The following is a 25,409-nucleotide window of genomic DNA, read 5'->3' on the forward strand; positions in this document are numbered from 1 at the left end:
GCTACCTTCGCCGGCGCGGTGCTAGGATGCGCGCGCTGTCCTACACAGCCCACCCCTGTCATCATCCCCGCATGGCGCTCCCAACCCCTTCGAAACCAGCCCGCCCGACCCTCGAAGTGCACACGCGCCGCAAAACGCTCCCAGCGTCTGCACTTCGTGCACTTCCGGCGCGGCACGCCTCGCCCCTACAGGCCATTTCGCTTCCGTTTCGGCCCTCGAATGCCTATATACTCGGCATGGCATCCAACCCCGAAACCAACAATCCCAACCTCCCGAACATGGGCGACTATGGCGCGGACTCGATCAAGGTCCTGAAGGGCCTCGACGCGGTCCGCAAACGCCCCGGCATGTACATCGGCGATACCGACGACGGTTCCGGCCTCCACCACATGGTGTTCGAGGTCAGCGACAACGCGATCGACGAGGCGCTCGCCGGGCATTGCGACCGGATCGACATCGTCCTCAATGCCGACGGCTCGGTCAGCGTCACCGACAACGGCCGCGGCATCCCGACCGGCATTCACACAGAGGAAGGCGTGTCCGCAGCCGAGGTCATCATGACCCAGCTCCACGCCGGCGGTAAGTTCGAGAACACCAACGACGAGAACGCGTACAAGGTCTCGGGCGGCCTCCACGGCGTCGGCGTCTCGGTCGTCAACGCGCTCAGCGAATGGCTCGACCTGACGATCTGGCGCAACGGCGAGGAGCATTACATGCGCTTCGCATTCGGCGATGCGGTCGCGCCGTTGAAGGTCGTCGGTCCCGCCACCGAAGGCCAAAAGGGAACGCGCGTCACCTTCTTCCCATCGCCCGCCACGTTCAAGATCACCGATTTCGACTTCGACAAGCTCGAACATCGCTATCGCGAGCTCGCGTTCCTCAACTCGGGCGTCCGCCTGTTCCTCTCCGATGCGCGGCACGAGGAAATGAAGACCGTCGAGCTCTATTACGAGGGTGGCATCGCCGCGTTCGTGAAGTATCTCGATCGCGCGAAGGTGCCGTTGATGCCGGAGCCGGTCGCGATCAGCGGCACGCGCGACGACGTCACGATGGACGTCGCGCTGCAGTGGAACGACTCCTATTACGAGAACGTCCTCGCCTTCACCAACAACATCCCGCAGCGCGACGGCGGCACGCACATGGCCGCGTTCCGCGCCGCGCTGACCCGCACGCTCAACAACTACGCCGAGAAATCGGGGCTGTTGAAGAAGGAAAAGGTCCAGCTTACCGGCGAGGACATGCGCGAAGGCCTGACCGCGATCGTCTCGGTCAAGCTGCCCGACCCCAAGTTCAGCAGCCAGACCAAGGACAAGCTCGTCTCGTCAGAAGTCCGCCAGCCCTTGGAAAGCCTCATGGCCGACAAGATGGCCGAATGGCTGGAAGAAAACCCCGCGCACGGGAAAGCGATCGTCGCCAAGATCATCGACGCCGCCGCCGCGCGCGAAGCCGCCAAGCGTGCCCGCGAACTGACGCGCCGCAAGGGCGTGATGGACATCGCCTCGCTCCCCGGCAAGCTTGCCGACTGCCAGGAGCGCGATCCCGCCAAGTCAGAGCTGTTCCTGGTCGAGGGTGACTCCGCCGGCGGCTCGGCAAAGCAGGGCCGCGACCGTCATTTCCAGGCGATCCTTCCGTTGCGCGGCAAGATCCTCAACACCGAGCGCGCGCGCGAGGATCGCATGCTGTCGAGCCGTGAGATCGGCACGCTCATCACCGCGATGGGCACCGGCATCCGCGACGACTTCAACGCGGACAAGCTGCGCTACCACAAGATCGTCATCATGACCGACGCAGACGTCGACGGCGCGCACATCCGTACGCTGCTGCTGACGCTGTTCTATCGCCACATGCCGAAGATCATCGAGGGTGGCTATCTCTACATCGCCCAACCGCCGCTTTACAAAGCGACCAAGGGCCGGTCCGAGGTGTACCTCAAGGACGATGCGGCGCTCGACGAATATCTGGTCGATGCGGGCGTCAACACGATGGTGCTCGACGGTCCCGGCGGCGGTCGTTCGGGGCGCGACCTGAAGGATCTGGTCGATCACGCGCGCCGGATGCGGACGCTGATGCGCTACGTTCCCAAGCGCTACGACGCCGGGATGATCGAGGCGCTTGCGCTCGGTGGCGTGTTCGATCCCGAGGCGTCGGTCGCGGATCGGACGTCGCGTCTGGAGATCGTCACGCGTCGTCTCGAACTCGACGACGGCGATGCCCGCTGGACCGCGGTGCTGACCGAAGACGGCGGCATCCACTTCCAGCGTGCATGGCGCGGCGTCACCGACCACCACATCATCGAGGCCAGTTTCCTCGTCTCGGCCGAGGCGCGCAAACTGCACGCGCTGTCGGGTGAGCATGCCGAGAGCTATGCCCACACCTCGAATCTCGTCCCCGCCAGCAAGGCGGCGGCGGCCGAAGAGCCCGAGGCTGAAGAGGGTGCGGAGGCAGGTGCCGGTGTGATCGGCTCGGTCACCGCGGTCGCCGCACGCGGTTCGACCCAGGTCTCGCGTCCGAGCCACCTCCTCGACGCGATCCTGACCGCGGGGCGCAAGGGGCTCGCGATCCAGCGCTACAAGGGCCTGGGCGAGATGAACGCGGAACAGCTGTGGGAAACCACGCTCGACCCATCGGTCCGCTCGATGCTCCGCGTCACCGCGGTCAACGCCGAGAGCGCGAACGAGATCTTCACCCAGCTGATGGGCGAAGTCGTCGAACCGCGCCGCGAGTTCATCCAGGACAACGCGCTCAACGTCGCCAACCTCGACGTCTGAGTTTCGACCGTCAGCGCCGGTCTGGCCGCGCGCTGGCGGTAAAGCTGCGGAAGGTGATCGACCAGCGCGTCACCTCCATCTCGGCGATGCTGTGCTCCCAGTCGTGGCGCGCCTCGTCGCTGAGATGGTACACCGACCGCGGCGCCAGTGGGACGGCGGCGCGGTCGAAGCCGCTCGCCGTGCGCCGCCGGAACCGCATCGTCGCCGGTACGCCGAGCGAAAGACCCACGACATGCTCGAAAACCGGCCGGTCGCGGTGCCAGCCGATCCCCGCACCCGGATCGTACCGGATCAGCAACGCCTGGACGAGCGATTCCTCCGGCAATTTCGCGAACGCGGCGGCGCGCTGGCGGATCGGCAGCAGCCAGTCGGGCAATGGATCGGTCGCGCCGAACTGGCTCGTGTCGAAGTCGTAATGCCAGCCGAACGATCGGGTCAGTCGCTTGCCTAGCCAACCCTGGAACTGGAACGGCGCCAGATCCTGTTCGTCGATCCGGGCGATCAGCGCCGTCTCCTCGTCCCGGCTGAGCAGCGCGTCGCGATACTCGAGCCCTGGCAGGACGGGTGTGCCGAAAAGGTCTGCGGTCGGATTGGCCATCGACGGCATGTAGGGATGCGGGCGGCCGTGGCCAGCCGAAAGCCCCGCGGTTGCTCATCCGACCGCCGCCATCTACCGCGGTACGCGCTTGCCGGAGACTGACATGACCGCCCATCTTAAGATCGATTTCGTATCGGACATCGCCTGTCCTTGGTGCATCATCGGACTGCGCGCGCTGGAAGAGGCGTTGGCCCGCGCGGCGGATACGCTCGACGCCGAAATCGTCTTCCAGCCGTTCGAACTCAATCCGGCGATGCCCGCTGGCGGCCAGAACATCGGCGAGCATATCGCGGAGAAATACGGGTCCACGCCCGAGCAGTCGGCGGCCAACCGCGCGATGATCGTCGACCGCGCGCGCGACCTCGGCTTCACGATGGCGATGACCGAGACGAGCCGGATCTACAACACGTTCGACGCGCACCGCCTGTTGCACTGGGCGCAGATCGAAGGGGGCCAAGCGGCGCTGAAGCACGCGCTCTTCACCGCCAATTTCACTGATAATGTCGATCCCGGCGATCACCGCGTGCTGGTCGATGCCGCGACAAAGGCCGGCCTTGATCCCGTTGCCGCCGAAGAGGTGCTTCGGTCGGGACGCTACGCGGACGAGGTTCGCGCGGCGGAGGAACTGTGGCGCGCTCGCGGGATCAATGCGGTGCCGGCGATCGTGATCAACGACCGGCACCTGATTTCGGGCGGCCAACCGGTCGAAGTCTTTGAACAGGCGTTGCGCCAGATCGCCGCGGCCGGCTGACCCAGATCGGGCGATCGGGCAGCAGGGTTGAGCCGTTTGACGCGTAACTGTCTCGGGCACACTGCACTGCGCTCGATCGACCGGAACAACGGAGGGCGCTCCGTTATCACCCGGTCGAAGATCTCGCCGGCGCGGGACCCGCCCCAGCGCGCCTTAGTTCAGCGTCGTCATCTCGACGGGCTTGCCCTTGGTGGTCGGGTTGGACGCGTTCGCCTTGGGTGCCTTTTCGGCCTTGGGCTTGCGGACTTCCTTGCTCGATTTCTTCTGGCTCTTCGCCATCACGGCACCTCATGGGGCGGAAGGCCCCGCTGGGATGCTACACCTTTCGCAAGCGATACACCCGTCTTATCGCGGACCCGACGCAAGCAGGTCCAATGTTGCCCGGTCGTCTTTGCCACCGAAGAACCGGTCGAGCGCCGCGCGGAACGGCGAAGGATCGTCGGCAACCGCGGCGAACAGCGTCATCGATGACCGCAACTTCACCGCATCGATCCCGCCCAGAATAGCCTCGGCGGATCCGGGCGCGGCCGTCACCGTCTGCGTGACCTCGATCAGTCGCGGACCGAGTACCGGATGCGCAAGATATGCCCGAGTCTCGTCCGCCCCGGCAATCGCATAGGTCCGCGCCATCTCGCTCTGCCCCAGCCCGGCAATCTGCGGGAAGATGAACCACATCCAGTGACTGCGCTTGGCCGCGCGCTCCAATTCCGCCAGCGCCTGCGGATAGACGCCGTCCTGCGCCGCGACGAAACGATCGAGATCATGCTCCATGCACCCGAGATGGTCGCATCGGCTCCCCTCCGCAACCACGATGCCGGTCGATGCGTTGCGAAGGGGGCTGAGGAGATCAGGTAATGACGACGGTGCGATCATGAGGACGGCAATCGCGGTCGCGTTGCTCGCGGTGCCGCTTCTCGTCGGTGGATGCGGACGCAACGACGATCCCACCAAGACCGCCGCGCCCAGCGGCTTCACCCCGCCCGAAACCCGCGCGCCCGCGCCGATAGCAGGTCAGGCGCAGACCACGCCGATCACCGCCTATGTCGGCAAATACCCGCATGATGCGGTCGACGGCGTCGATTTCTTCGACCGCACCGACGTTGCGACCGGCCTCGTCAACGCGGTCGGCGATGCGAAGCTGCGTGAGATGATCCGTGGTCGATCGGGGCCCGCTACACCCGTGTTCAAGATGGGCGACCGCGTCGCATCCTGGGGCTGCGAAGAGCATAATTGCGGCGACCGCAACTGGACGGTGATCGTCGATCCGAAGCGCGGCAAGACCCAGGTCTGCTACCACGACGCAGCCAAGATGGGCCCGCAGAGCGACTGGTATGACGGCGCGGCCCCCGCCCGCCGCGCCGAAACCTGCCCTTCCGAAGGATAAGCCATGCTCGAACACATCCCCGCCTGGCTTGGCCACGCGATGAGCGGCCTGCGTGCCGGTATCGACAAGCTGGCGATCGTCCAGCTCGGCGAGAACTTCGAGACGTTGACCCTGACCAGCCCGGCGTTCGCGCACGAAGCACGGATGCCGCCTCGCTTCACTGCGGACGGGGAGGGCGTGTCGCCACCGCTTGTGTGGAGCGAACCGCCGGCAGGGACCGAGCGCATGGTATTGATCGTCGAGGATGCCGATGCTCCGGCGCCGCAACCCCTGGTGCACGCAATCATCTGGGGACTCGAAGCGGATGCGGGCCAGCTAGCTGAAGGCGCGATCGTTGCGGACGGTGAAGGTGACGCGAAAGGTCGCGATGTCGGTCGTAATTCCTATCTACGCGAAGGCTGGTTGCCGCCCGATCCGCCGAGCGGCCACCGCGAGCATCGCTATGCGTTCCAGGTCTTCGCGATCGGCGCGGGCGCAGGGGATGTCGGTGCGACACCCGGGCGCTCTGCTGTGATCGAGGCCATCACCGGGCATGTGCTGGCGGCAGGGCTGTTGATCGGCACGTATTCGCGTGAAGAAGAGGCCCCCATAGGGCCGGTGGGACTGGCCTCACCCGCCTGACCGTGACGCTCGGCAGGCGCCTCGTCGGTCAGGCGAGCGCGCCGCCGGTCTGTGTCGCGATCAGCAGGATGGTGGTCGAAAAGGCGATGAGGCCGATGAGGATGCTGCGGTTCATGATGAGCGTCCTGATCAGGCGATGGGGATGATCGGCACGGCGGTGCCGACTGCGATGGCTGCGAAGAACAATGCGCCGACGAGCGAGAAGGCGATGCGCTGAGCGGTTTCGAAACGGATCGACATGAGATATTTCCTTCGATGGTCGGGCGCCGGACCATCCGGCTGCCGATATCGAATGAATTGCATGGCGCGTGCCAGTTTCTTATCTTGTTGAATATCAAGGATAACCTTGTTTGGCGGTGATCAAGTTGGGAAATCCCACCACTTCCGGGTCGCACATTACGCCAATGGGCGGGATTAGCCCGTGCAGACCCGATCGCGGCCATCCGACTTGGCGGTATAGAGCAGGCGGTCGGCACGTTGGAACGCGGTGTCTACCGCTTCGTCCGCGTGCACGGCGGTGACGCCGGCCGATACGGTGATGACGCCAAGCGCGGTGTCGGTCTCGCGATTGCGAAAGCGTTTGCCAGCGACGGTAGCGCGAACTGAGTCTAGCACGGCCGCCGCGTCGACCAGGTCTAGTCCCCGTAACAGCATCGCGAACTCCTCGCCGCCGTGCCGCACGACAAGGTGCGGCGCACAGGCGACGGCCATCGCCTGGCCGATCGCGACGAGCACGCGATCGCCGACCGCGTGGCCGTGCACATCATTGACGCGCTTGAACCGGTCGATGTCGCATAACGCGATACAATACGGGCCGGCGGCCTGATCGCGCGCCGCGAACGCCTCCTCGAACGCACGTCGATTGGGCAGGCCAGTCAACACGTCGCGCCGCGCCGTGTCGCGCGCCTCGGCCAATTTCGACCGTAGCGAATCCGTTTCCGCCGTCGCCGCCGCCAAGCGGACTTCGCTGTCATGGATACGCTGGATCATCGCGCTTGTGATCTCGGCAACGCCATCGATTTCGGCGAGTTGCGTGATCGCCGCCGCGCTATCAGCCAAGTCGCGGCCGAAGCCGTGCGTTTCTTCGCGTATCGTTCGGACGATCTGCGCGAAGCCGTCGACCTGCTGTTGCGTTTCGATCACCAACGCTACGGCGGTGTCCGGCGTCGTATCCGCCGTAGCCCGCTCCTTTTGGCCCGCGCGGCGCGACAGTGTTAGCGGAGGTCCATCCACGACCGTTCCGCCAAGCTGCTCGATATCCGACCGGGTCAATCGAACGCCGTTGCGCGTGATATGCGCAACGGCCTCTGCAAGCACACCGTCAGGGGCTGACAGCACGGCGAACGCGAACGCATAATGAGAGGGGTCCGGACTGAGTTTGTGCTCATTCAGGAACAGTCCGATCCGCTCGAAAAGGTCGGCATCCGTTTCCGCGTTCGACAACGAACCCGCTATTCTAACACCGCGCATCTTATCCCCCGCGTCCCTGTAGAGGCGATAGACCCGAAAGCGTTAGCATAGTGTCACCGGACCGGCAGGTATTTGCCGGTCCGATATCAATCCTTACTTGCCCGTCAGCTTCTGGACGGCAGCCAGCGTCGTCGAGACATGCGCCTCGGGGTTCATCTCGTCATGCACGAACGCGATGCGGCCGTCCTTGGCGATGACGTAGCTGGTGCGCTTGGTGATGTCGCGTCCTGCCATCTGCTTGCCGAGCGCGACGTCGTAGCCCTTGACCACGTTCGGACCGGCGCTGGCGACCGCGAACTTGCCCGCGCACTTCTCGGCGGAGAACTTGCTGAGCGTCTCGACATTGTCGGCCGACATGCCAATCACGGTTGCGCCCGCCTTGGTGAACGCGGGGATTGCTTCCGCAAAAGCATGTGCCTCGGCGTTGCAGCCGCCGGTGTATGCTGCCGGGAAGAAGTAGAGCACGACCGGGCCCTTCTTCAGCTGTTCGGCGAGGTGGACGGTGAACACCTTGCCGGCGATGGCCCCTCGCGTCGTAAAGTCCGGCGCCTTGGCACCGGGCGCGAGTGCCGCCAGCGCAGGCGCCGCGACGAGGAGGGCAGCGGCGGTAGCAAGTGTCGAGACGAGGCGCATGGATGATACTCCGTTTAGATCGCAATGACCTACGCTGGCGTGATCGATCCGTCCATTGCCCGTGACGTCCGCGCTCGATAGGCTGGAAATATGCCAGTAACCCAAGCCGATATCGATCTCGCGCACCGCCTCGCGGATGCTGCGGGCCACGTCATCCGACCCTATTTCCGTCACGAGCACGGCGTCGAGATCAAGGACGACCAGTCCCCCGTCACCCGCGCCGACCGAGAAGCCGAATCGGCGATGCGCCGGCTGCTCGACGCCGAGCGCTCGGGCGACGGCATCGTCGGCGAGGAGTATGGCGAGAAGGCGGGTTTCACCAACCGCAAATGGGTGCTCGACCCGATCGACGGCACGCGGAGCTTCACCGTCGGGCGCGCGATCTTCGGCACGCTGATCGCGCTGGTCGAGGATGGCTGGCCGGTGCTCGGGATCATCGACCAGCCGATCCAGCGCGAACGCTGGGTGGGAGTCGCAGGGCGACCGACGACTTTGAACGGCGTACCGGTCCGTACCCGCACCTGCCGTGAACTGGCAGGATCGACGATCGCCACCACCAGCCCGCATCTCTTCGACGAGGTCGACGTGCCGCATTACTTGGCGCTGGTCGCGGCAATCTCGGGCGGCAACCCACGGCAAGGTCCCGTATATGGCGGCGACTGCTACAATTACGGCCTGCTCGCGAGCGGCCATCTCGACGTGGTTTGCGAGTCAGGCCTGAAGCTCTACGATTTTGCGGCTTTGGTGCCGGTAGTCGAGGGGGCAGGCGGCCGCATGTGCGACTGGAACGGCGACCCGCTGACGGCGGACAGCGAAGGTCATGTGCTCGCGATCGGCGACCCCGCGCGAATGGACGACGTGCTTGAAGCGATGCACCGGTTGCAGGATCACGGGCACGATCACGATGGGCATGACGGCCACGGCCACTGAGAAAAACTCCCCTCCCGCCTGCGGGAGGGGCTGGGGAGGGCGCGGCGTACGTACCGGCGACCGGAATGCGTTCAGCCCTACTCAACTCCGCAAGCGGGAGGGGAGCCAAAAGGCGGCATCGTAAACCGCAACGCCCCCATCTCACCACCCCCCATCCGTCATCCCGGCGGACGCCGGGACCCACGGACGCGCAACGCTCGCCGTCTGAGCGGACCCAACCATGAGCCCCGGCGTCCGCCGGGGTGACGGGGTTGGTGTGGTGAGGAGTAAGTGCTTAGCGACGGCTGCGTCGTAGCCAAGTCGCTATCCAGCTCCGGCAGCGTATGTACTTCACACCTACGTGCGACACCGGCCACAGGCAGCAACGGGGCACCGGCAACAACCGACCACGGGCAACATCCGACCCGCATGTCCACCACCGAGCCCCGCTCACACCCCAATCCGTCATCCCGGCGGACGCCGGGACCCACGGGCACGCAACGCCCGCCGTCTACGCGCGCCCAACCGCTGGCACCGGCACCCGCCTGACCCCAGAATGGGCGATGTAGGGAAGGGACCGTATCACTCGCCGCCGCGGCCCTCAGAAGATCCCTAGGAACTTCTTCCGCTGCCCCTTCCGCTCTGCGTCCGACGTCTTCCCGTCCTCAGCCTTGGCGGTCGTCCCATGGCCCACGTCATCGCGCGGCTTACCCTTGGTCGTCCGCTGCGCCGCCGCCGTAGCCCCGGACAGGACCGGCCCGCACGCGGTAGACTTCGCATCGCCGACATCGACGAACGCCAGGATTCCCGCGACCGGCGTCGCCACCAACGCGAGCCCGAGTCCGCTGCCGACCCGCGCAAGCAGATCCTTCGAGATCACGCTGAGCTTCGGCGCCGCAAACAAACCGCCGACCCCGACCGGCGACTGCCCCGCGAACAGGCTGAACTTCTTCGAATCCGCCCGAAACGCCAGATCCACCGCCTCGTTACGGAAGCTGAACCCGCCACGCCCGACGATCACGTTCTTGCGCGTGTCGATCAGGATCGGGTCCGCCGCCGCGACACCGCCGCGCACGGTAAAGCCGATCAGCCCGCAATTGATCTGTACCGGCTCGTCCAGCTTCCCCTGGAACATCCGCTGGGCGAACGTGCCGATGTCGAGCTCGGCCAACTGAACGTTGCGCACCGAAAGCGCTCCCGACGGCAGCACGAACGCGATCCGCCCGCGCGATGACGCCAGCGAATCGTGGATCGAGTCGCCCCGGCCATCAAGCTTGATCCGGCCCTTGACGGTCCCGGTGGTCCCGGCCTCGGTCAGCCCATAGCCCTTGAGAAGCCGCCCCAGCGGCGTCGGCGCGAGTCGGATGTCGTAGGACACCGCGCTCGGCCGCGCGCGCGTGTCGAAGATGACGTCCGAGGCCACGTTGCCGCGCGCCATCGAGAAGGTCAGTGGCGACAGCGCCAGCCGCCCACGCTCCAGGTCGAGCGTCAGGTCGATGTTGGAAATCGGCAGGTTGCGCGACTTCACCACCCCGATCGTCCATTTCAGGTCGGCATCGAAGATCTGCATCGTCGCGACCGGCAGGTTCCCGTCAGGCAACAGGCGTTGCGGAGCGGCGCCCGTCGCGGCGGCGGCTGCCACCGCGCCCTTCGACTCGACGATGTCGGGATTAAAGCCGATGAACGGCGCCGCATCGATGATGTCGAGGCTCTTGGTCGTGAGCACCGAATCGAGATGGATGCGCGCGCCGTTGGTAATCGTCAGCTTGCCCGCGAGATCGGTCCGGCCCGCAAAGCCGCGCAGGTGCGTGAAGGCGTATTCGTCGCCCTGCTTGATGAGCTGTGCGCGCAGTTTATAGGTCCGCGTGTTGGGGATCGCGACGTCGATCACGCCCAGCAGCGTCGACAGATTAGCGCCGCGAGCAGTGACGGCGAGCGGCACGTTCTCGACATCGGCGATGCTCGGCAGCGTGCCCGCGACGTCGATGATGTTCCCCGCCGCCCGCGCCCGCGCGACCAGCTTGTTCTGCCCGCGATTGGCGGTTGCATCGGGTGACAGCAACTGCGCGGTCACGGTAAACGGCGTCTCGCGCAACCGCCCCTTGCCGGTCAGCCCGACCGCGCGGCCGATCGTCGCATCGACCGATCGGATATCGGCGACCTTAAGGTCCGCCAGCACGCGCATGCGAGGATCGAGATAGCGCACCGTCGTCCCCGTCACGGTCGCCACGTCGATCCGCGGGAATTCGAGCGGCTTGCCACCCTTCTTGTTCGAGAACGTCCAGGTGTTGGCCGAATGCGCTGCGTTCCACTCGAGATCGACCGCGCCGTTGACGAGATCGAGCCAGTAGAGCCGCCGCTTGCCGAACAGCAGCGACAGCGGCGCGATCCGCGTGTCGAGCTTGTCCGCCTGGAACAAATTGGGCTTGCTCGCCCAATCGGGGTTCGAGAGCGTGAAGTTCTCCGCATACAGCTTGATACGGAACGGCGCGAAATAGAGCTGGAAATCGCCGCGCACGGTCAGCGTCCGGTGCGTGAGCGACCCGACGACGCGCTCGAACGGGTGCTTCAGGAAGCGCCCCTTGGTGATGTACAGCACCAGCCAGATCGCGACGATGACCGCGACGATCCCGAGCAGGATGTTGCGCAGTATCCGCCGCTTGCGACGTTTTTGCGCATCGACCGGCGCAGGGGCCGGGGGAGGGTTCTCGATCGGCTGCGTCGGGCTGTCGTCCATGCGTGGCCTATCGCACGACAGCCGCGTCAGTTCCACAACGGTTGATATGCCGCATTAATGCGTCTATGCGGCCCGCTTCCTCGAAGGGAACGCGTTCTACGAATCGCCCGGCCAGTGTGGGCTGCCGCGGCGATTTCAGCGTCCTCCTTCGTAACCGAAAGGATAAAAATGCCCAAGCTGAAGACCAAGAGCGGCGTCAAGAAACGCTTCAAGCTCACCGCCACCGGCCTGCTCAAGCACGGCGTCGCCGGCAAGCGTCACCGTCTGGCGCATCACAACGGCAAGTACATCCGTCAGAACCGCGGCACCAAGCTGCTGTCGAAGGCCGATACCGCAGCAGTGAAGGCCTGGGCGCCTTACGGCCTGCGTTGAGCTGAGAAGGAATTAGACAATGGCACGCGTAAAACGGGGTGTTACCACCCGCGCCAAGCACAAGCGTATTTTGGTTCAGGCGAAGGGCTATTATGGCCGTCGCAAGAACACCATCCGCATCGCCCGTCAGGCCGTCGAGAAGGCCGGACAGTACGCTTACCGCGACCGCAAGGTTAAGAAGCGCACGTTCCGGGGCCTCTGGATCCAGCGCATCAACGCCGGCGTCCGCGCCGAGGGTCTGACGTATTCGCAGTTCATGCACGGCGTGAAGCTTGCAGGGATCGAGCTCGACCGGAAGGTCCTGGCCGACATCGCCATGCACGAGGGCGCTGCATTCAGCGCCATCGTCGCCCAGGTGAAGGCGGCTCTCCCCCAGGCCGCGTAATTTCGCGACTGAGGTGAGTTTCGGGAGGGCGCCGGTGGGAGACCACCGACGCCCTTTCTGCGTTTGGGGGTTGATCGGAACGCGCTGGTGCCGAGAGGTCCAGAAGCTCCCCCGACTCTCTAATCTCCGTCGTCCCCGCCCCCCTATCCGTCATCCCGGCGAACGCCGGGACCCACGGTTACGGCGGACCCGGCGATAACGTGCTAACATCACCCGCCCGCTACCGTGGGTCCCGGCGTCCGCCGGGATGACGGAGTTAAAATCACGGATGCTAATCATCCGGGACGCGGCGATCAGGGGAGCACGAAAATGCGCGAAACCTTTCAGCCGTGCGTCTACATCCTCTACTCCCGCCGCCACGGCACGCTCTACATCGGCGTCACCTCAAACTTGCTCGCAAGGCTGGTTCAGCACCGAGAGGGGTTGATCCCCGGCTTCACTCGCCGGTACGGCATCAAGCATCTCGCTTACTACGAGATGTTCGACACGATGGAGGCCGCGATCGTTCGCGAGAAGCGGCTGAAGGACTGGCGAAGAGCGTGGAAGATCGACCTGATCGAAGCGCGCAACGAAAATTGGGACGATCTGGGTATCGGCCTCGGGCTGCCCCGCCTAACCGAACCCGCCCTGGGAGTATGACGTGACGCAAGACCTGAACCAGATGCGCGACCACATGTTGACGGCGATCGCCGCCGCATCCGGGCTCGACGCGCTCGACGCGTGCCGGGTCGAGGCGCTCGGCAAGCAGGGCACGATCACCGCGCTGCTGAAGACGCTCGGCAAGATGACGCCGGAAGAACGCCTCGTGCAGGGCCCGCAGATCCAGGGCCTCCGCGAAGCCGTCGCCAACGGCATCGCCGAGCGCAAGGCCACGCTCGAACGCGCCGCACTCGATGCGCGCCTCGCCAGCGAGACGCTCGACATGACGCTCCCCGCGGACGCCACGCCCGCCGGCACGATCCACCCCGTCAGCCAGGTGATGGACGAACTCGCCGAGATCTTCGCCGACTTAGGCTTCGCGGTCGCGACCGGGCCCGAGATCGAGACCGACTGGCACAATTTCACCGCGCTCAACATTCCGGAAACGCATCCTGCGCGGGCGATGCACGACACCTTCTATCTCCAGCAGGGGATCGACGCGAAGGCCGCCGGCACCGCCGACGAGAAGACGACCTTCTCGCTGCTCCGCACGCACACGTCGCCGGTCCAGATCCGCACGATGTTGAGCCAGAAACCGCCGATCCGCATCATCGCCCCCGGCCGCACCTACCGCTCGGACTCGGACGCGACGCACACGCCGATGTTCCATCAGGTCGAGGGGCTCGTCATCGACAAGGGCATCACGCTGGGCCACCTGAAGTGGACGCTCGAGACGTTCGTGAAAGCGTTCTTCGAGCGCGACGACATCGTGCTCCGCCTGCGCCCGAGCTACTTCCCGTTCACCGAACCCTCGGTCGAGATCGACGTCGGCTACACGCTGGTCAAGGGCAAGCGCGTCGTCGGCGGCGCCGAACCCGATGGCTGGCTCGAGATCCTTGGCTCCGGCATGGTCCACCGCAAGGTCATCGAAGCGTGCGGGCTCGACCCCGACGAATGGCAGGGCTTCGCGTTCGGCTGCGGGATCGATCGCCTCGCCATGCTCAAATACGGCATGGACGACCTCCGCCCGTTCTTCGACGGCGATATCCGCTGGCTCAAGCATTACGGCTTTTCGAGCCTCGACGTCCCCACCTTGTCCGGCGGAGTCGGCGCATGAAGTTCACGCTCAGCTGGCTCAAGCAGCACCTCGAAACCAACGCCACGCTCGACCAGATCGTCGAGGCGCTGACCCGCATCGGCCTCGAAGTCGAAGGCGTCGAGAACCCCGGCGAAAAGCTCGCCGCGTTCAAGATCGCCAAGGTGCTCAGCGCCGAACGCCATCCGCAAGCCGACAAGCTCCAGATCCTGTCGGTCGATGCCGGTAACGGGCCACTCCAGGTCGTCTGCGGCGCCCCCAACGCTCGCGCCGGTCTGGTCGGCGTGTTCGGCGCACCCGGCGCGTACGTCCCCGGCCTCGACGTGACGCTGAAGCTGGCCAGCATCCGCGGCGTCGAATCCAACGGCATGATGTGCTCGACGCGCGAGCTAGAACTCGGCGAAGATCACGACGGCATCATCGAACTGCCCGAAGACGCCCCGATCGGCACCGCGTACCCCGACTATGCCGGCCTGACCGATCCGGTCATCGACGTCGCGATCACACCCAACCGCCAGGACTGCATGGGCGTCCGCGGCATCGCGCGCGACCTCGCCGCCGCTGGCCTCGGCACGCTGACGCCGCTGACCATTCCCACCCCCTCCGTCATCCCGGCGGACGCCGGGACCCAAGGCGCGGCAGTGGCAGACGGCGAACTCGATCCCAGCCGTCGCGGCAATGACGGAGCAAGGACCGGATCCGGACCCGATGTCGCGACGCTAGACACAGAAGGCTGCCCCGCCTTCTTCGCCCAAACCGTCACCGGCGTGACCAACGGCGACTCCCCCGAGTGGATGCGCCGCAGCCTGCTCGCGATCGGCCAGAAGCCGATCTCCGCGCTCGTCGACATCACCAACTATTTGATGATCGACCTCGGCCGCCCCTTGCACGTCTACGACCGCGCGAAGCTCTCCGGCGGCCTCGTCGCGCGGAAAGCCAAGGACGGCGAGCAGGTAGTCGCCCTCAACGGCAAGACCTACACGCTCGACGCGACCATGACCGTCATCGCCGACGACACCGCCGTGCACGACATCGGCGGCATCATGGGCGGTGAGCATTCGGGCGTCTCCGCGAACACCACCGACGTCCTGATCGAATGCGCGTATTTCGATCCCGACCACATCGCGCGCACCGGTCAGAAGCTGACGCTCACCTCCGACGCGCGCAGCCGCTTCGAACGCGGCGTCGACCCCGCGTTCCTCGACGACGGCCTCGCGATCGCCACCGCGCTCGTCCTCCACATCTGCGGCGGCACGGCCAGCGACGTCACGCGCTCGGGCGAACCCCCGCTAGACCCACGCGTGATCCACTATGACCCGCGCCTCAGCGCGGACCTTGGTGGCCTCCACGTCGCCCCCGAACGCCAGGCGCGCACCCTGTTGTCGCTCGGCTTCACGATCGGCGCGATCACGTCCGCCGATGCGTTCAGCGATGCGCTGTTCTCGACGATCGAGGGCAAGTGGCCGGTCACGATCCCGAGCTGGCGGCGTGATGTCGACGGTCCTGCCGACCTCGTCGAGGAAGTCGTCCGGATCGAGGGCATCGACACTATCCCCTCGACGCCGCTCCCGCGCATGCCCGGCGTCGCCAAGCCGACCGCCACGCCCGAGCAGAAGCTCGAACGTCGCGCGCGTCGCGCGGCGGCGGCCCGAGGGCTCGACGAGGCGGTAACGTGGAGCTTCCTCTCCGACGCCGAAGCGGCACCGTTCGGCGGCGGCGCCTGGACGCTCGCCAACCCGATCAGCGAAGACCTGAAAGTCATGCGTCCGTCGCTGCTCCCCGGCCTGCTCGCAGCGACCGGCCGGAACCTCAAGCGCGGCCAGCAGAGCGTCCGCCTGTTCGAGATCGGCCGCCGCTATCTGGCCGACGCCGAGCGCGCGACGCTAGGCGTAGTCCTCGCCGGCGACCGCCGCCCCCGCGGCTGGCGCGACGGCAAGGCCGCCAGCTTCGACGCGTATGACGCGAAGGCCGAAGCGCTGGCGCTTCTCGCGGCCTTGGGCGCGCCGGTCGACAACCTGCAAGTCATGCCTGTCCTGAGCGCAGCCGAAGGGGGTGAGGCCGGTGACGCATGGCATCCCGGCCAGTCGGGCACGCTTCGCCTCGGGCCGAAGACGGTGCTGGCGAGCTTCGGCATGCTCCATCCGTCGGTGCTGAAGGCGTTCGACCTCGACGGTGCGGTCGCCGCGGTAGAGGTCTATCTCGACGCGATCCCGCCCAAGCGCGCCACCGGCTTCGCCCGTCCGGCCTATACCCCGCCAGCACTCCAAGCCGTCCGCCGCGACTTCGCCTTCCTCGTGCCGGCGGCGCTCGCCACCGACACGCTGGTCCGCGCGGTCAAGGGGGCGGACAAGGTCGCGATCGTTTCGGCCCGCGTGTTCGACGTGTTCACCGGGGCAGGGGTGGAGGACGGCCACAAGTCGGTCGCGGTCGAGATCGTCCTGCAACCGACCGCCAAGAGCTTCACCGACGAAGGGATCAAGGCGATCGCCGACAAGGTGGTCGCGGCGGCAGCCAAGCAGGGCGCGAGCCTGAGAGGATAACACTCCCCGAAACACCACCCCGGCGAAGGCCGGGGCCCAATTGGGAAGGCCATCGTAATGACGCGATGCCCTTCGTTAACAACGTTTCCCAATTGGGCCCCGGCCTTCGCCGGGGTGGTGGTGCGGGGATAGTATGGTGAGCGTTTTGAAGCCTCGCGCGTTTGAGGTTCACGGAAGGAACCGCATGACCGACCTGATCACGATCGCCAACGACCACCTCACCGCGCAGATCAACCCGCACGGTGCCGAGCTCACGCATCTCCACGACGCCGACGGCCACGAGTTGATGACCAACGCCGACCCTGCCTTCTGGACCGGTCACGCGCCGATCCTCTTCCCGGTCGTCGGCGTCGTCAACGAAGGCGTCATCCGCCTCGACGGACAGGTCTACCCGATGCAGAAGCACGGCTTCGCGCGCCATTCGACGTTCGACATCGTCGCGCAGTCGGAAAGCTCCGCCACCTTCCGCCTCACCGACAGCGAGGAAACCCGGAAGGCCTACCCGTTCGCGTTCGCACTCGACATCGTCTTCACGTTGGACGGCGCGACGCTGACGCTCGAGGCGCACATCCACAACCGCACAGACGCGCCGATGCCGGCCAGTTTCGGCTTCCACCCCGCCTTCGCGTGGCCGCTCCCGTACGGCGAGCCTCGCGCCGATCACCGCATCACGTTCGACGCCGACGAACCCGGCAAGCTGAAGGCGATCAGCCCGGACGGCCAGATCGCGGTCGACGAGCGCCCCTCGCCGGTCGAGGACCGCGTCATCGCCCTGCGCGACGAGCTGTTCGCCAAGGATGCGCTGGTCTGGGACCCGATCCACTCCTACTTTGTGACCTACGGCGCCGAGACCGGCCCGCAGTTGAAGATCGCCTTTCCCGACACGCGCAAGCTCGGCATCTGGACCAAGCCCGGTGCGGCCTATGTCTGCGTTGAACCATGGCACGGCATCGCCGACCCCGAAGGCTATACCGGCGATTATCGTGACAAACCCGGCGTGTTCGAGATCGCTGCGGGGGGCACGAAGACCATCGAAATGAGCGTGACGCTCGTGGCTACCACCGGTTGAACCCAGCCCATCGGACCTCTGCGATCCTCCCCCGCCAGGGGGAGGTGGCTGGCTCCTGCCAGACGGAGGGAGAGGAAGGGGAAACCTCTGTTCCGTGTCCGCCCCCTCCGTCACCTTCGGTGCCACCTCCCCCTGGCGGGGGAGGATCGGACCGTGAAACGCGATCCCAACTTGGAGCCTTGAGGGACGTCCCTCTGTCCTCGACGCGCTGCATCTGCCAAGAGCAGCGGCATGACCGCCGGTATTCCGGCTCACCCTATCTTCCGAGCCCAGACTCGGCGCACCGGACCCACGCCATGACCCAATTTCCCCGCCGCACCTTCGCGATCATCTCGCATCCCGATGCCGGCAAGACCACGCTGACCGAGAAGCTCCTGTATTTTGGCGGCGCGATCCATCTCGCCGGCGAGGTGAAGGCGCGCGGCCAGACCCGCCGCGCGCGCTCCGACTGGATGAAGATCGAGCAGCAGCGCGGGATCTCGGTAACCTCATCGGTAATGACCTTCGAACGACAGGGGATCACCTTCAACCTGCTCGACACGCCGGGCCACGAAGACTTTTCCGAGGACACCTACCGCACGCTGACCGCGGTCGACTCGGCGGTCATGGTGATCGACGCCGCCAAGGGCATCGAGCCGCAGACGCGCAAACTGTTCGAGGTCTGCCGCCTGCGCAACGTGCCGATCATTACCTTCGTCAACAAGGTCGACCGCGAGGGCCGCGATCCGTTCTCGCTGCTCGACGAGGTGGCCGAGATGCTCCAGCTCGACGTCTGCCCGATGAGCTGGCCGGTCGGCATGGGCGGCGAGTTCGAGGGCGTCTACGATCTCTACGCCAACACGCTGAGCCGTCCCGAAGGCGATAGCCGCGAATTCATGGGCAAGGCGATCCCGTTCACCGGCATCGACGATCCCGAACTCGCCAAGATCCTCAGCCCGGAAGCGATGGTCCGCCTGAACGACGAAGCCGAACTCGCACAGGGTGGCTATTCGAGTTTCGACCCCGAGGCCTATCGCGCGGGCAATTTGACGCCGGTCTATTTCGGCTCGGCCCTCAAGGACTTCGGTGTAGCCGAGCTGATCGCCGCGCTAGCCGACTATGCCCCGCCACCGCGCGCGCAGCCGGCCGAGCCTGCGCCTGTGTCCCCGGATGAGCCCGAAGTCACCGGCTTCGTGTTCAAGGTGCAGGCGAACATGGACCCCAACCACCGTGACCGGATCGCGTTCATGCGGCTGTGCTCGGGCGTGTTCAAGCGCGGCATGAAGCTCACCCCGACCGGCCACGGCAAGCCGATCGCGGTGCATTCCCCGATCCTGTTCTTCGCGCAGAACCGCGAGCTGGCGGACGAGGCGTTCCCGGGCGACATCATCGGCATTCCCAACCACGGCACGCTCCGGGTCGGCGACACGCTCAGCGAAAAGGCCGCAATCCGCTTCACCGGCCTGCCCAACTTCGCGCCCGAAATCCTGCGCCGCGTCGTGCTGAAGGACTTCACCAAGACCAAGCAGTTGCGCAAAGCCTTGGACGACATGGCCGAGGAGGGGGTCACGCAGGTGTTCTACCCCGACATCGGCTCGAACTGGATCATCGGCGTGGTCGGGCAGCTCCAGCTCGAAGTGCTGCTGTCGCGCCTCGATGCCGAGTACAAGGTCGCGGCGGGGCTGGAGCCAGCGCCGTACGAGACCGCGCGCTGGATCACGGCGGAAGACCCGCTCGAACTCAAGACCTTCGCCGAGATCAACCGCGGCGCGATGGCCAAGGACCGCGACGGCAACCCCGTCTTCCTCGCCAAGAGCGCCTGGGAAGTGAACTACATCGCCGAGCGCTACGCGAAGATCCGCTTCGCCGCCACGCGCGAGCGGTAGGATACCGGATCGGCCGACAAGGTCTTCTAAGGCTGCTAGAAGTCTTCGACCCTTGTCGGTCGTGATTGCAGGATCACAATGTCTGGTCCGTCTTGCCCGGCGACCGATAATGGCGTCGCTCCATCAGGCGTCTTGCGGGATTTTCTCGCAACAATTTCGCTGCCCAGTTGTCGCGTTTGATCGGCTTGCGATGCCGATGGCGCCGTGCACCATAACGTTTGGTACGCGCAAGCTTTTGCTGCCACCGCACCGCACCTGTAATAGTGGCAACGAGTAATACACTCGCAATCATCAATTGAACGTTCATTTATCGGCCCCGCTTCCAATAGGCTGAGTATCAAATATCGGGCCGATTTGTAATTAAATTATCTACTATAACCAAATTACGATGTAACTCCCTGAACGAGTTCGCCTAATACTAGCGGGGTAACGAGAGTTCGCAAATATCAACTAATCGTGATGTGTATGGATAACTATCCCAAATTAACCAGCTTGATGAGTCGAAAGGTGTTGATAACAGGTAATTATCAATCGTCGTGCGGGTAACATGCAAATGTTCTCAATCGGCCAATCGGCTTGAGCGGGGTACCAACAAAAGGGCCGAGGTGATCCACTTCACCCCGGCCCATCTCGATCAGCGCTTAGGCTTGGCGGCGAATGCTGCCTTTAGCCGCGCGATTGCCAGCGTGTTCGCATCCTGCGCACCGCGCACGACCATGCCCATTCCGAAGAATTCGTGCGTCACACCCGGGAAGGTGCGCTGCTCGACTTTGTCGCCAGCCGCGCGCATCGCCGCTGCCAGCGTCTCGCCATCGGAGCGCAGCGGATCGATCTGCGCATTGATGATCGTCGTCGGCGGCAGACCGCGCAGGTTTGCCTTCACCAGGTTCAACCGCGGGTCCTGCGCATCGGCGGGATTGGTCTGGTAATAATAGCCGAACCACTTGAGCATCGCGCCGTTCAGCGGCTTCGCATTCGCCGAATCCATCCGCGACGGCAGCGTCATGCTGCTGTTCGCGATTGGGTAGACCGACACGATGTGGAGCGGCGTGGTCAGCCGGTTGTCGCGCGCGTAGATTGCCGTCGCGACCGCCAGGTTGCCGCCTGCGCTCTCGCCTGCGACCGCGATCTTGCGCGGATCGCCACCCCAGCTCGCCGCATTCTGCAGCGTCCAACGATATGCGGCGGCTGCGTCGTCATGCTGCGCCGGGAACTTGAACTCCGGTGCATGGCGATACTCGACCGACACGACGATCGCACCGAGCTGTTTGGCGAGCAAACGTGGTGCCGCGTCGTAGGTGTCGACCGTTGCGATCACCCAGCCGCCGCCGTGATAATAGACGACGACCGGCAGGTTCTTGGCGTTGGCGAGCGATGCCGGCTTGTAGATCCGTGCGAACTGGTTCGCGTTGCTGCCGTATGGAACGTCGCGCGTCGTCACGGTCGCGTCGGGCGTCGCCGACAGGCCGTGCTTGATCATGACCTGCTTGGCGCCATCGGCTGCCGACGGCTGCATCCGCGCGACGGCTGGCGTGAGCGTCTCGATCGGCTTTCCACCGAGCGCGGCGAGCTGGTCGAGCACGACCTGCATGTCGGGCGCGGCCTTTGCCGGCTGGGTCGCGGTCGGTGCGGGCGGCGGCGGTGGTGGCGCATCGACCGACCGTGCGGACTGCGCAATCGCGCCGCTCGTCAGGGCGATACCCGATGTCGTGATCAAGGTCGCGGTGGCGAGCGCCATCAGCGTGCGCGATGAGCGGTTGGTCATGCGGTATGGTATCCTGTTTCGAGTGCCCCCACTCGCCGCTTAGAACCGCGCGATCGGGTTTACGTTCCCGCAGGCTCTTGTAACCGACGCTTTTCACACGTGTTTTTGGACAGCCGAAGTCGTTCTCTGTCGTATCAGAATGGTGCAGCGCGTCCTGTGACCCAAGTCTCGACGACGCTATCGACGTCGGCGATCGAGCGCGAAGGATCGCCATCGACGACCAGCAAATCGGCACGCGTTCCGGCCACGATCACGCCGCGATCGCGCAACCCGAGCAGGTCCGCACCCGCAGCCGTCGCAACCCGCAAGGCTTGCTCGGGCGTCAGCCCCGCCTCGACCATCAGTGCCAGCTCACGGTGTTCGGCGATGCCGGGCACGCGCACTGCACTTGCTCCACTGTCCGTGCCGAACCCGATCTTCACGCCGGCGTCGTACAGCGTCTTCAGGTTACGCAGGTTCATCGCCAGCGATTTCCGCGCATCGGCCGTCTTCGGATCGGCCAGTATCTTGGCACGCCACGCCGGATCGTCGACCTGTTGCGCGAGGGCAGGCGACAGCGCGGCGCGGGCGAACGGCGTCTGCGTCCACGGTGCGCGATCGGCCCAGGCGAACGTCGCCTCGTCGAGTTGCAGCGTCGGGATGTACCAGATGCCCTTCGCCTTCAGCGTCGCGACGAACGCAGGGGGCACCGGCGTGTCACGGATACCGTGCGCGATGATGTCCGCCCCCGCTGCGACGATAGCCTCCGCATCAGCGAGATCGTGGATATGCGCCGCCACGCGCAACCCGCGCGCGTGCGCCTCGGCGATCACCGCGCGGTAGACGGCGGGGCTCATCTTGACCGGTACGCTGCCGCCGAAATCGTCGAGCCACAGCTTCACGAGATCGGTCTTCTCGGCCGCCATTATCGCGACCGCCTTGCGGGCTTCCTCGGGCGTCGAGGGGCGGAACAACTGGTCCGGCCCGACCTTGAGCATCGCCTGCGGTGGCGCGCCATTGGGGACGCCGATCCCCTGCATCACGCCGAACAGGTCTGCGCCGTCGATCCGTCCGGCATGTGCGTCGGCGCGTATCCCGACGAACGCCGGACCGTTATTGCCGAGCGCCGTCACCGTCGTCACGCCGTAGCGGCGATACTGGGCGAGCTGCGCGACGATGTTGGCGCGCGTGTAGTTCTCCGCGCCCGTCTCGGTGCCGCTGACCTGTCCGACATGGCTGTGGTCCGAGATTAGGCCGGGCAACACGGTGCGCCCTCGATAGTCGCGCCGATCCGCGCCCGCCGGCACCGCGACCTTGCCCGCCGCGACGATCCGTCCGTTCACGATCACGATCGTCGCGTCGTCCACCGGTACGCCGCCGCGCCCGTCGATCAACCGGACACCGGTCAGCGCGATCGTCTGCGCGGTAGCGGACCCGGCGGTCAGGGCCGATGCCGCGAGGGCGATCGTGCAGAGGCGAGCGGAGATTTTGGTTCGGCGCACGATGATGTCCTTCTCGGGAGGATGCGCCGGCGGGACGCTATCCCCCTGAAACGTCAGCGGATGACGCCCGTTCCGAACCGTGTCCGTCAACGCCGAGCGCGCGCGACCTTCAACGCGATCCGGATCGGCTGCATCGTCTCGACCGGCTTGAACGAGAGCAGCATCACCAGCGCGACGCCAGCGATCGACGCCGCGCCCAGGAACCGCACGAAACGCTCGCCGGTCAGCGGCGCGCCACAGTGGAACAGTGCCACCGCGAGCACGAGCGCCGCGACAATTCGCAGCACGCGGATCGCGGACGGCGCAACAATCCCGAGGTCGCGGCGATACTTGAACGCGGTCGCCGCCAGCAGCAGCCAGCCGAAGAAGCACAGTATCGTAGCCTCAAGCATGAACGGTCTCCGATAGGGGTTTGCGGATCTTTGCAACGGGTTTGCTTCGGGCCGAGCGCCATGCACCCAGTGCGAGGAGGGCGGCGACCGCGAGCATGGCGACGTCGAATGCCGCGAACAGCGTGTCGCCGGACAGCATCGATCCGGGCAGTCCGCGCGATGTGGTGAGCGTATCGGCCAACGGGATCGCCGCGAACGCGAGTGCGCCGATCGCGAACCCTTCGGTCCACGCGCGGCGCGCCGGTCGCAGCAGTTGCAGGAGCGCAACGCCGCCCCATACCCAGAACATCGTCGCGACTTCGGCATCGGCGCGGTTCGCGGCGTCGGCCGGGATCACGCGGTTGGCGAGCAGATAGGTGGCCATTCCGATCGGCAGGCCGGCGATGACCCCGATGTTCAGCCGCTCGACGAGCTTCAGTCCGAAGAACGGCGTCGCACCCGGTTTGCGGCGCTTGGCGGTCCACAGCAGCAGCCCGGTGCCGACCATCGCCGCGCCGGTCAGCCCCAGCACGAAATACGCCCAGCGCAACGCCGGACCTGCGAACTGCGCGACGTGCAGTCCGAGCATCACGCCCGTCGTGGCGAGCGCGGACCCGACATCGGCGGCACCCTCCAGGAACCGCCCGTCGCTGCCCGCATAGGTGACCGACGGTCCGCGTCCGTTGAGCGAGGCGCTCGAATGGCGGTACAGCGTGACGGTGCTAGCGGCATCGTTCGGATTGCGCACTACGACCGTCGCCACGGACGCACCGAAGCGCCGCTCCGCATCGGCGACCAGCGGGCCGATCGCGACTAGCGGAGCCGGCGTACCCGTCGCCTCGCGCTCGGTCGGCGTGCCGAACGCGGCTTGCGCGAAATCGGCGGGCTTCGCGTAGTTCGCGACGACCGGCCAGGGCATGTACATCGCCACTAGCGTGATCAGCCCGGTATAGGTGATCATGGCGTGATACGGCAGCGCCAGCACCGCCGAGACGTTATGCGCGTCGAGCCAGCTACGCTGCCCCTTGTTCCAGCGCAGCGTGAAGAAGTCCGCGAAGATGCGCTTGTGCGTGATGACGCCCGACACGATCGCGCCGAGCATGAACATCGCACACAACCCGGCCAGCCAGCGTCCCCAGGGATGCGGCAATTGCAGCTGGAAATGGAAGCGATAGAAATGCTCGCCGCCGCGCGTCTCGCGGGCGCGCACGTCGTCACCGGTCGCGGGATCGAGCACGATCTCCGGCGCGCGACGCTTGGCGGTCTTGGGGTCCGGCTTGCGCTGTTCGAAGATCCGCGTGACCGCGGTTCGCGCATCGGGAAGGTAGATAAACCATTGGATATCGTCCGCGCCGACGCGTTGCAGGTGCGTGACCGCAGTCTGCGCGGCGTGCGCGGTCGAGACGGGCGTCGCGCGGAACTCAGGCTGCATCCACTGCGTGATCTCGGGCCGGAAATAGCTCGCCGTTCCGGTCAGGAACATCGCGAACAGGATCCATCCCGCCAGCAGCCCAAGCCAGCCGTGGATCCACGCCATGCTCTGGCGCAGCGTAGTTCCGACCGCCGAGGTCATGGACGAACGCCGAGCAACCAGAGCAATCCGCCGCCAAAGGTCGCGATCCCCCACACTGCGGCTGCTACTCGCAAAAGCCGGTGTTCGTGAAAGCACCACAAGGCGATGCCGGCATAGATCGGGAACGACAGGATCATGCCCCAGCTCGTCGCTTCGACGCGCGCGATGGGCAACAGACGGGCAATCAACGTTGCCAGCACCGCCGCCGCTACATAGCCGCCGACCAGCGCCGTCACGCTGCGTATGGCCATGCTCCAGACGAGCGGGCGCACTCTTCGGCCCGAGGGAAAAGGGCCGGCTTTCAGGATCCGGCCGTACATGAACATTTTGTCATTTTTCCTTGCCGCGCTTCCAAACCGCCTTTAGCGGGCTTTGCGAGTCA

General features: G+C 65.7%; 24 protein-coding genes. 12 read left to right on the forward strand and 12 right to left on the reverse strand.

Annotation, left to right across the window (positions count from 1 at the left end; genetic code table 11):
• Positions 1 to 236 precede the first annotated feature (236 nt).
• Positions 237 to 2,768, forward strand: coding sequence for a DNA topoisomerase (ATP-hydrolyzing) subunit B (gene gyrB / locus AC1ME3_RS07735; protein ID WP_480955512.1), 2,532 nt, complete (start codon positions 237 to 239; stop codon positions 2,766 to 2,768).
• 10 nt (positions 2,769 to 2,778) lie between these two features.
• On the opposite strand, the gene AC1ME3_RS07740 is transcribed toward gyrB, so the two are convergent.
• The gene (locus AC1ME3_RS07740; RefSeq protein ID WP_480955513.1) at positions 2,779 to 3,366 is read right to left on the reverse strand and encodes an alpha-ketoglutarate-dependent dioxygenase AlkB; all 588 of its coding nucleotides are present in this window, start codon (positions 3,364 to 3,366) and stop codon (positions 2,779 to 2,781) included.
• Between the two features lie 103 nt (positions 3,367 to 3,469).
• On the opposite strand from AC1ME3_RS07740, the gene AC1ME3_RS07745 reads away from it, so the two are divergent.
• Complete coding sequence (locus AC1ME3_RS07745) at positions 3,470 to 4,117, forward strand: DsbA family oxidoreductase (protein ID WP_480955514.1); 648 nt, start codon at positions 3,470 to 3,472, stop codon at positions 4,115 to 4,117.
• Between the two features lie 153 nt (positions 4,118 to 4,270).
• On the opposite strand, the gene AC1ME3_RS07750 is transcribed toward AC1ME3_RS07745, so the two are convergent.
• Positions 4,271 to 4,396 (reverse strand): hypothetical protein, encoded by a 126-nt coding sequence (locus tag AC1ME3_RS07750; protein WP_259457500.1) that lies wholly within the window; start codon positions 4,394 to 4,396, stop codon positions 4,271 to 4,273.
• A 66-nt stretch (positions 4,397 to 4,462) separates the two neighbouring features.
• Positions 4,463 to 4,888, reverse strand: coding sequence for a DUF1810 domain-containing protein (locus AC1ME3_RS07755; RefSeq protein ID WP_480955515.1), 426 nt, complete (start codon positions 4,886 to 4,888; stop codon positions 4,463 to 4,465).
• A gap of 100 nt (positions 4,889 to 4,988) precedes the next feature.
• On the opposite strand from AC1ME3_RS07755, the gene AC1ME3_RS07760 reads away from it, so the two are divergent.
• Both AC1ME3_RS07760 and AC1ME3_RS07765 read left to right on the forward strand, forming a co-directional pair.
• Positions 4,989 to 5,501, forward strand: coding sequence for a hypothetical protein (locus AC1ME3_RS07760; protein WP_480955516.1), 513 nt, complete (start codon positions 4,989 to 4,991; stop codon positions 5,499 to 5,501).
• Between the two features lie 3 nt (positions 5,502 to 5,504).
• Complete coding sequence (locus tag AC1ME3_RS07765; protein ID WP_480955517.1) at positions 5,505 to 6,122, forward strand: YbhB/YbcL family Raf kinase inhibitor-like protein; 618 nt, start codon at positions 5,505 to 5,507, stop codon at positions 6,120 to 6,122.
• Positions 6,123 to 6,536: 414 nt separating this feature from the next.
• On the opposite strand, the gene AC1ME3_RS07770 is transcribed toward AC1ME3_RS07765, so the two are convergent.
• Both AC1ME3_RS07770 and AC1ME3_RS07775 read right to left on the reverse strand, forming a co-directional pair.
• The gene (locus AC1ME3_RS07770; RefSeq protein WP_480955518.1) at positions 6,537 to 7,565 is read right to left on the reverse strand and encodes a GGDEF domain-containing protein; all 1,029 of its coding nucleotides are present in this window, start codon (positions 7,563 to 7,565) and stop codon (positions 6,537 to 6,539) included.
• A 120-nt stretch (positions 7,566 to 7,685) separates the two neighbouring features.
• A complete protein-coding gene (locus AC1ME3_RS07775; protein WP_056061405.1) occupies positions 7,686 to 8,225 on the reverse strand; it encodes a peroxiredoxin in 540 nt (179 codons plus the stop codon).
• Between the two features lie 90 nt (positions 8,226 to 8,315).
• On the opposite strand from AC1ME3_RS07775, the gene AC1ME3_RS07780 reads away from it, so the two are divergent.
• Positions 8,316 to 9,155, forward strand: a complete 840-nt coding sequence (locus tag AC1ME3_RS07780; protein WP_480955519.1) for an inositol monophosphatase family protein — start codon at positions 8,316 to 8,318, stop codon at positions 9,153 to 9,155.
• 580 nt (positions 9,156 to 9,735) lie between these two features.
• Here AC1ME3_RS07780 and AC1ME3_RS07785 read toward each other — a convergent pair.
• Entirely contained in the window at positions 9,736 to 11,871 is a 2,136-nt protein-coding gene (locus tag AC1ME3_RS07785) for an AsmA family protein (protein ID WP_480955520.1), read from the reverse strand.
• Between the two features lie 168 nt (positions 11,872 to 12,039).
• On the opposite strand from AC1ME3_RS07785, the gene rpmI reads away from it, so the two are divergent.
• From rpmI to AC1ME3_RS07820, 7 genes are all read left to right on the forward strand, one after another.
• Positions 12,040 to 12,243 carry a 50S ribosomal protein L35 gene (gene rpmI / locus AC1ME3_RS07790; protein WP_031395289.1) on the forward strand — a complete coding sequence of 68 codons (204 nt, stop codon included), beginning with the start codon at positions 12,040 to 12,042 and terminating at the stop codon, positions 12,241 to 12,243.
• A gap of 19 nt (positions 12,244 to 12,262) precedes the next feature.
• Entirely contained in the window at positions 12,263 to 12,628 is a 366-nt protein-coding gene (gene rplT, locus AC1ME3_RS07795; protein ID WP_056054375.1) for a 50S ribosomal protein L20, read from the forward strand.
• A gap of 309 nt (positions 12,629 to 12,937) precedes the next feature.
• Entirely contained in the window at positions 12,938 to 13,267 is a 330-nt protein-coding gene (locus AC1ME3_RS07800) for a GIY-YIG nuclease family protein (protein ID WP_480955521.1), read from the forward strand.
• Between the two features lie 22 nt (positions 13,268 to 13,289).
• Positions 13,290 to 14,384 (forward strand): phenylalanine--tRNA ligase subunit alpha, encoded by a 1,095-nt coding sequence (gene pheS / locus AC1ME3_RS07805; protein WP_480955790.1) that lies wholly within the window; start codon positions 13,290 to 13,292, stop codon positions 14,382 to 14,384.
• The gene (gene pheT / locus AC1ME3_RS07810) at positions 14,381 to 16,903 is read left to right on the forward strand and encodes a phenylalanine--tRNA ligase subunit beta (protein ID WP_480955522.1); all 2,523 of its coding nucleotides are present in this window, start codon (positions 14,381 to 14,383) and stop codon (positions 16,901 to 16,903) included. The genes pheS and pheT overlap by 4 nt, the downstream gene beginning before the upstream one ends.
• Before the next feature lie 184 nt (positions 16,904 to 17,087).
• On the forward strand, positions 17,088 to 17,972 hold the full coding sequence (locus tag AC1ME3_RS07815) for an aldose 1-epimerase family protein (protein ID WP_480955523.1): 885 nt from the start codon (positions 17,088 to 17,090) through the stop codon (positions 17,970 to 17,972).
• Between the two features lie 296 nt (positions 17,973 to 18,268).
• On the forward strand, positions 18,269 to 19,837 hold the full coding sequence (locus AC1ME3_RS07820) for a peptide chain release factor 3 (RefSeq protein ID WP_107963072.1): 1,569 nt from the start codon (positions 18,269 to 18,271) through the stop codon (positions 19,835 to 19,837).
• 73 nt (positions 19,838 to 19,910) lie between these two features.
• On the opposite strand, the gene AC1ME3_RS07825 is transcribed toward AC1ME3_RS07820, so the two are convergent.
• The 6 genes from AC1ME3_RS07825 to AC1ME3_RS07850 all read right to left on the reverse strand — a co-directional run bounded on the left by AC1ME3_RS07825 (position 19,911) and on the right by AC1ME3_RS07850 (position 25,353).
• A complete protein-coding gene (locus tag AC1ME3_RS07825; RefSeq protein ID WP_480955524.1) occupies positions 19,911 to 20,144 on the reverse strand; it encodes a hypothetical protein in 234 nt (77 codons plus the stop codon).
• Positions 20,145 to 20,471: 327 nt separating this feature from the next.
• Positions 20,472 to 21,602: an alpha/beta hydrolase gene (locus AC1ME3_RS07830; protein ID WP_480955525.1), complete on the reverse strand. Its 1,131-nt coding sequence runs from the start codon at positions 21,600 to 21,602 to the stop codon at positions 20,472 to 20,474.
• Between the two features lie 134 nt (positions 21,603 to 21,736).
• Positions 21,737 to 23,083 (reverse strand): amidohydrolase family protein, encoded by a 1,347-nt coding sequence (locus tag AC1ME3_RS07835; RefSeq protein WP_480955526.1) that lies wholly within the window; start codon positions 23,081 to 23,083, stop codon positions 21,737 to 21,739.
• An 86-nt stretch (positions 23,084 to 23,169) separates the two neighbouring features.
• Entirely contained in the window at positions 23,170 to 23,475 is a 306-nt protein-coding gene (locus tag AC1ME3_RS07840; protein WP_480955527.1) for a hypothetical protein, read from the reverse strand.
• Positions 23,468 to 25,027: a PepSY-associated TM helix domain-containing protein gene (locus AC1ME3_RS07845; protein ID WP_480955528.1), complete on the reverse strand. Its 1,560-nt coding sequence runs from the start codon at positions 25,025 to 25,027 to the stop codon at positions 23,468 to 23,470. The genes AC1ME3_RS07840 and AC1ME3_RS07845 overlap by 8 nt, the downstream gene beginning before the upstream one ends.
• Entirely contained in the window at positions 25,024 to 25,353 is a 330-nt protein-coding gene (locus AC1ME3_RS07850) for a hypothetical protein (protein ID WP_480955529.1), read from the reverse strand. Before AC1ME3_RS07850 ends, AC1ME3_RS07845 begins: the two co-directional genes overlap by 4 nt.
• Positions 25,354 to 25,409: the final 56 nt, after the last annotated feature.

Source organism: Sphingomonas sp. BL2 (assembly GCF_056680015.1).

Coding starts and splice junctions, on each gene's coding strand:
- rplT (WP_056054375.1), top strand. CDS start 12,263: ATGGCACGCGTAAAACGGGGTGTTACCACCCGCGCCAAGCACAAGCGT.
- AC1ME3_RS07850 (WP_480955529.1), bottom strand. CDS start 25,353: ATGTTCATGTACGGCCGGATCCTGAAAGCCGGCCCTTTTCCCTCGGGC.
- AC1ME3_RS07845 (WP_480955528.1), bottom strand. CDS start 25,027: ATGACCTCGGCGGTCGGAACTACGCTGCGCCAGAGCATGGCGTGGATC.
- rpmI (WP_031395289.1), top strand. CDS start 12,040: ATGCCCAAGCTGAAGACCAAGAGCGGCGTCAAGAAACGCTTCAAGCTC.
- AC1ME3_RS07840 (WP_480955527.1), bottom strand. CDS start 23,475: ATGCTTGAGGCTACGATACTGTGCTTCTTCGGCTGGCTGCTGCTGGCG.
- AC1ME3_RS07740 (WP_480955513.1), bottom strand. CDS start 3,366: ATGGCCAATCCGACCGCAGACCTTTTCGGCACACCCGTCCTGCCAGGG.
- AC1ME3_RS07780 (WP_480955519.1), top strand. CDS start 8,316: ATGCCAGTAACCCAAGCCGATATCGATCTCGCGCACCGCCTCGCGGAT.
- AC1ME3_RS07815 (WP_480955523.1), top strand. CDS start 17,088: ATGACCGACCTGATCACGATCGCCAACGACCACCTCACCGCGCAGATC.
- AC1ME3_RS07760 (WP_480955516.1), top strand. CDS start 4,989: ATGAGGACGGCAATCGCGGTCGCGTTGCTCGCGGTGCCGCTTCTCGTC.
- AC1ME3_RS07775 (WP_056061405.1), bottom strand. CDS start 8,225: ATGCGCCTCGTCTCGACACTTGCTACCGCCGCTGCCCTCCTCGTCGCG.
- pheS (WP_480955790.1), top strand. CDS start 13,290: ATGCGCGACCACATGTTGACGGCGATCGCCGCCGCATCCGGGCTCGAC.
- AC1ME3_RS07750 (WP_259457500.1), bottom strand. CDS start 4,396: ATGGCGAAGAGCCAGAAGAAATCGAGCAAGGAAGTCCGCAAGCCCAAG.
- AC1ME3_RS07755 (WP_480955515.1), bottom strand. CDS start 4,888: ATGGAGCATGATCTCGATCGTTTCGTCGCGGCGCAGGACGGCGTCTAT.
- AC1ME3_RS07785 (WP_480955520.1), bottom strand. CDS start 11,871: ATGGACGACAGCCCGACGCAGCCGATCGAGAACCCTCCCCCGGCCCCT.
- AC1ME3_RS07825 (WP_480955524.1), bottom strand. CDS start 20,144: ATGAACGTTCAATTGATGATTGCGAGTGTATTACTCGTTGCCACTATT.
- AC1ME3_RS07830 (WP_480955525.1), bottom strand. CDS start 21,602: ATGACCAACCGCTCATCGCGCACGCTGATGGCGCTCGCCACCGCGACC.
- AC1ME3_RS07820 (WP_107963072.1), top strand. CDS start 18,269: ATGACCCAATTTCCCCGCCGCACCTTCGCGATCATCTCGCATCCCGAT.
- gyrB (WP_480955512.1), top strand. CDS start 237: ATGGCATCCAACCCCGAAACCAACAATCCCAACCTCCCGAACATGGGC.
- AC1ME3_RS07765 (WP_480955517.1), top strand. CDS start 5,505: ATGCTCGAACACATCCCCGCCTGGCTTGGCCACGCGATGAGCGGCCTG.
- AC1ME3_RS07745 (WP_480955514.1), top strand. CDS start 3,470: ATGACCGCCCATCTTAAGATCGATTTCGTATCGGACATCGCCTGTCCT.
- AC1ME3_RS07800 (WP_480955521.1), top strand. CDS start 12,938: ATGCGCGAAACCTTTCAGCCGTGCGTCTACATCCTCTACTCCCGCCGC.
- pheT (WP_480955522.1), top strand. CDS start 14,381: ATGAAGTTCACGCTCAGCTGGCTCAAGCAGCACCTCGAAACCAACGCC.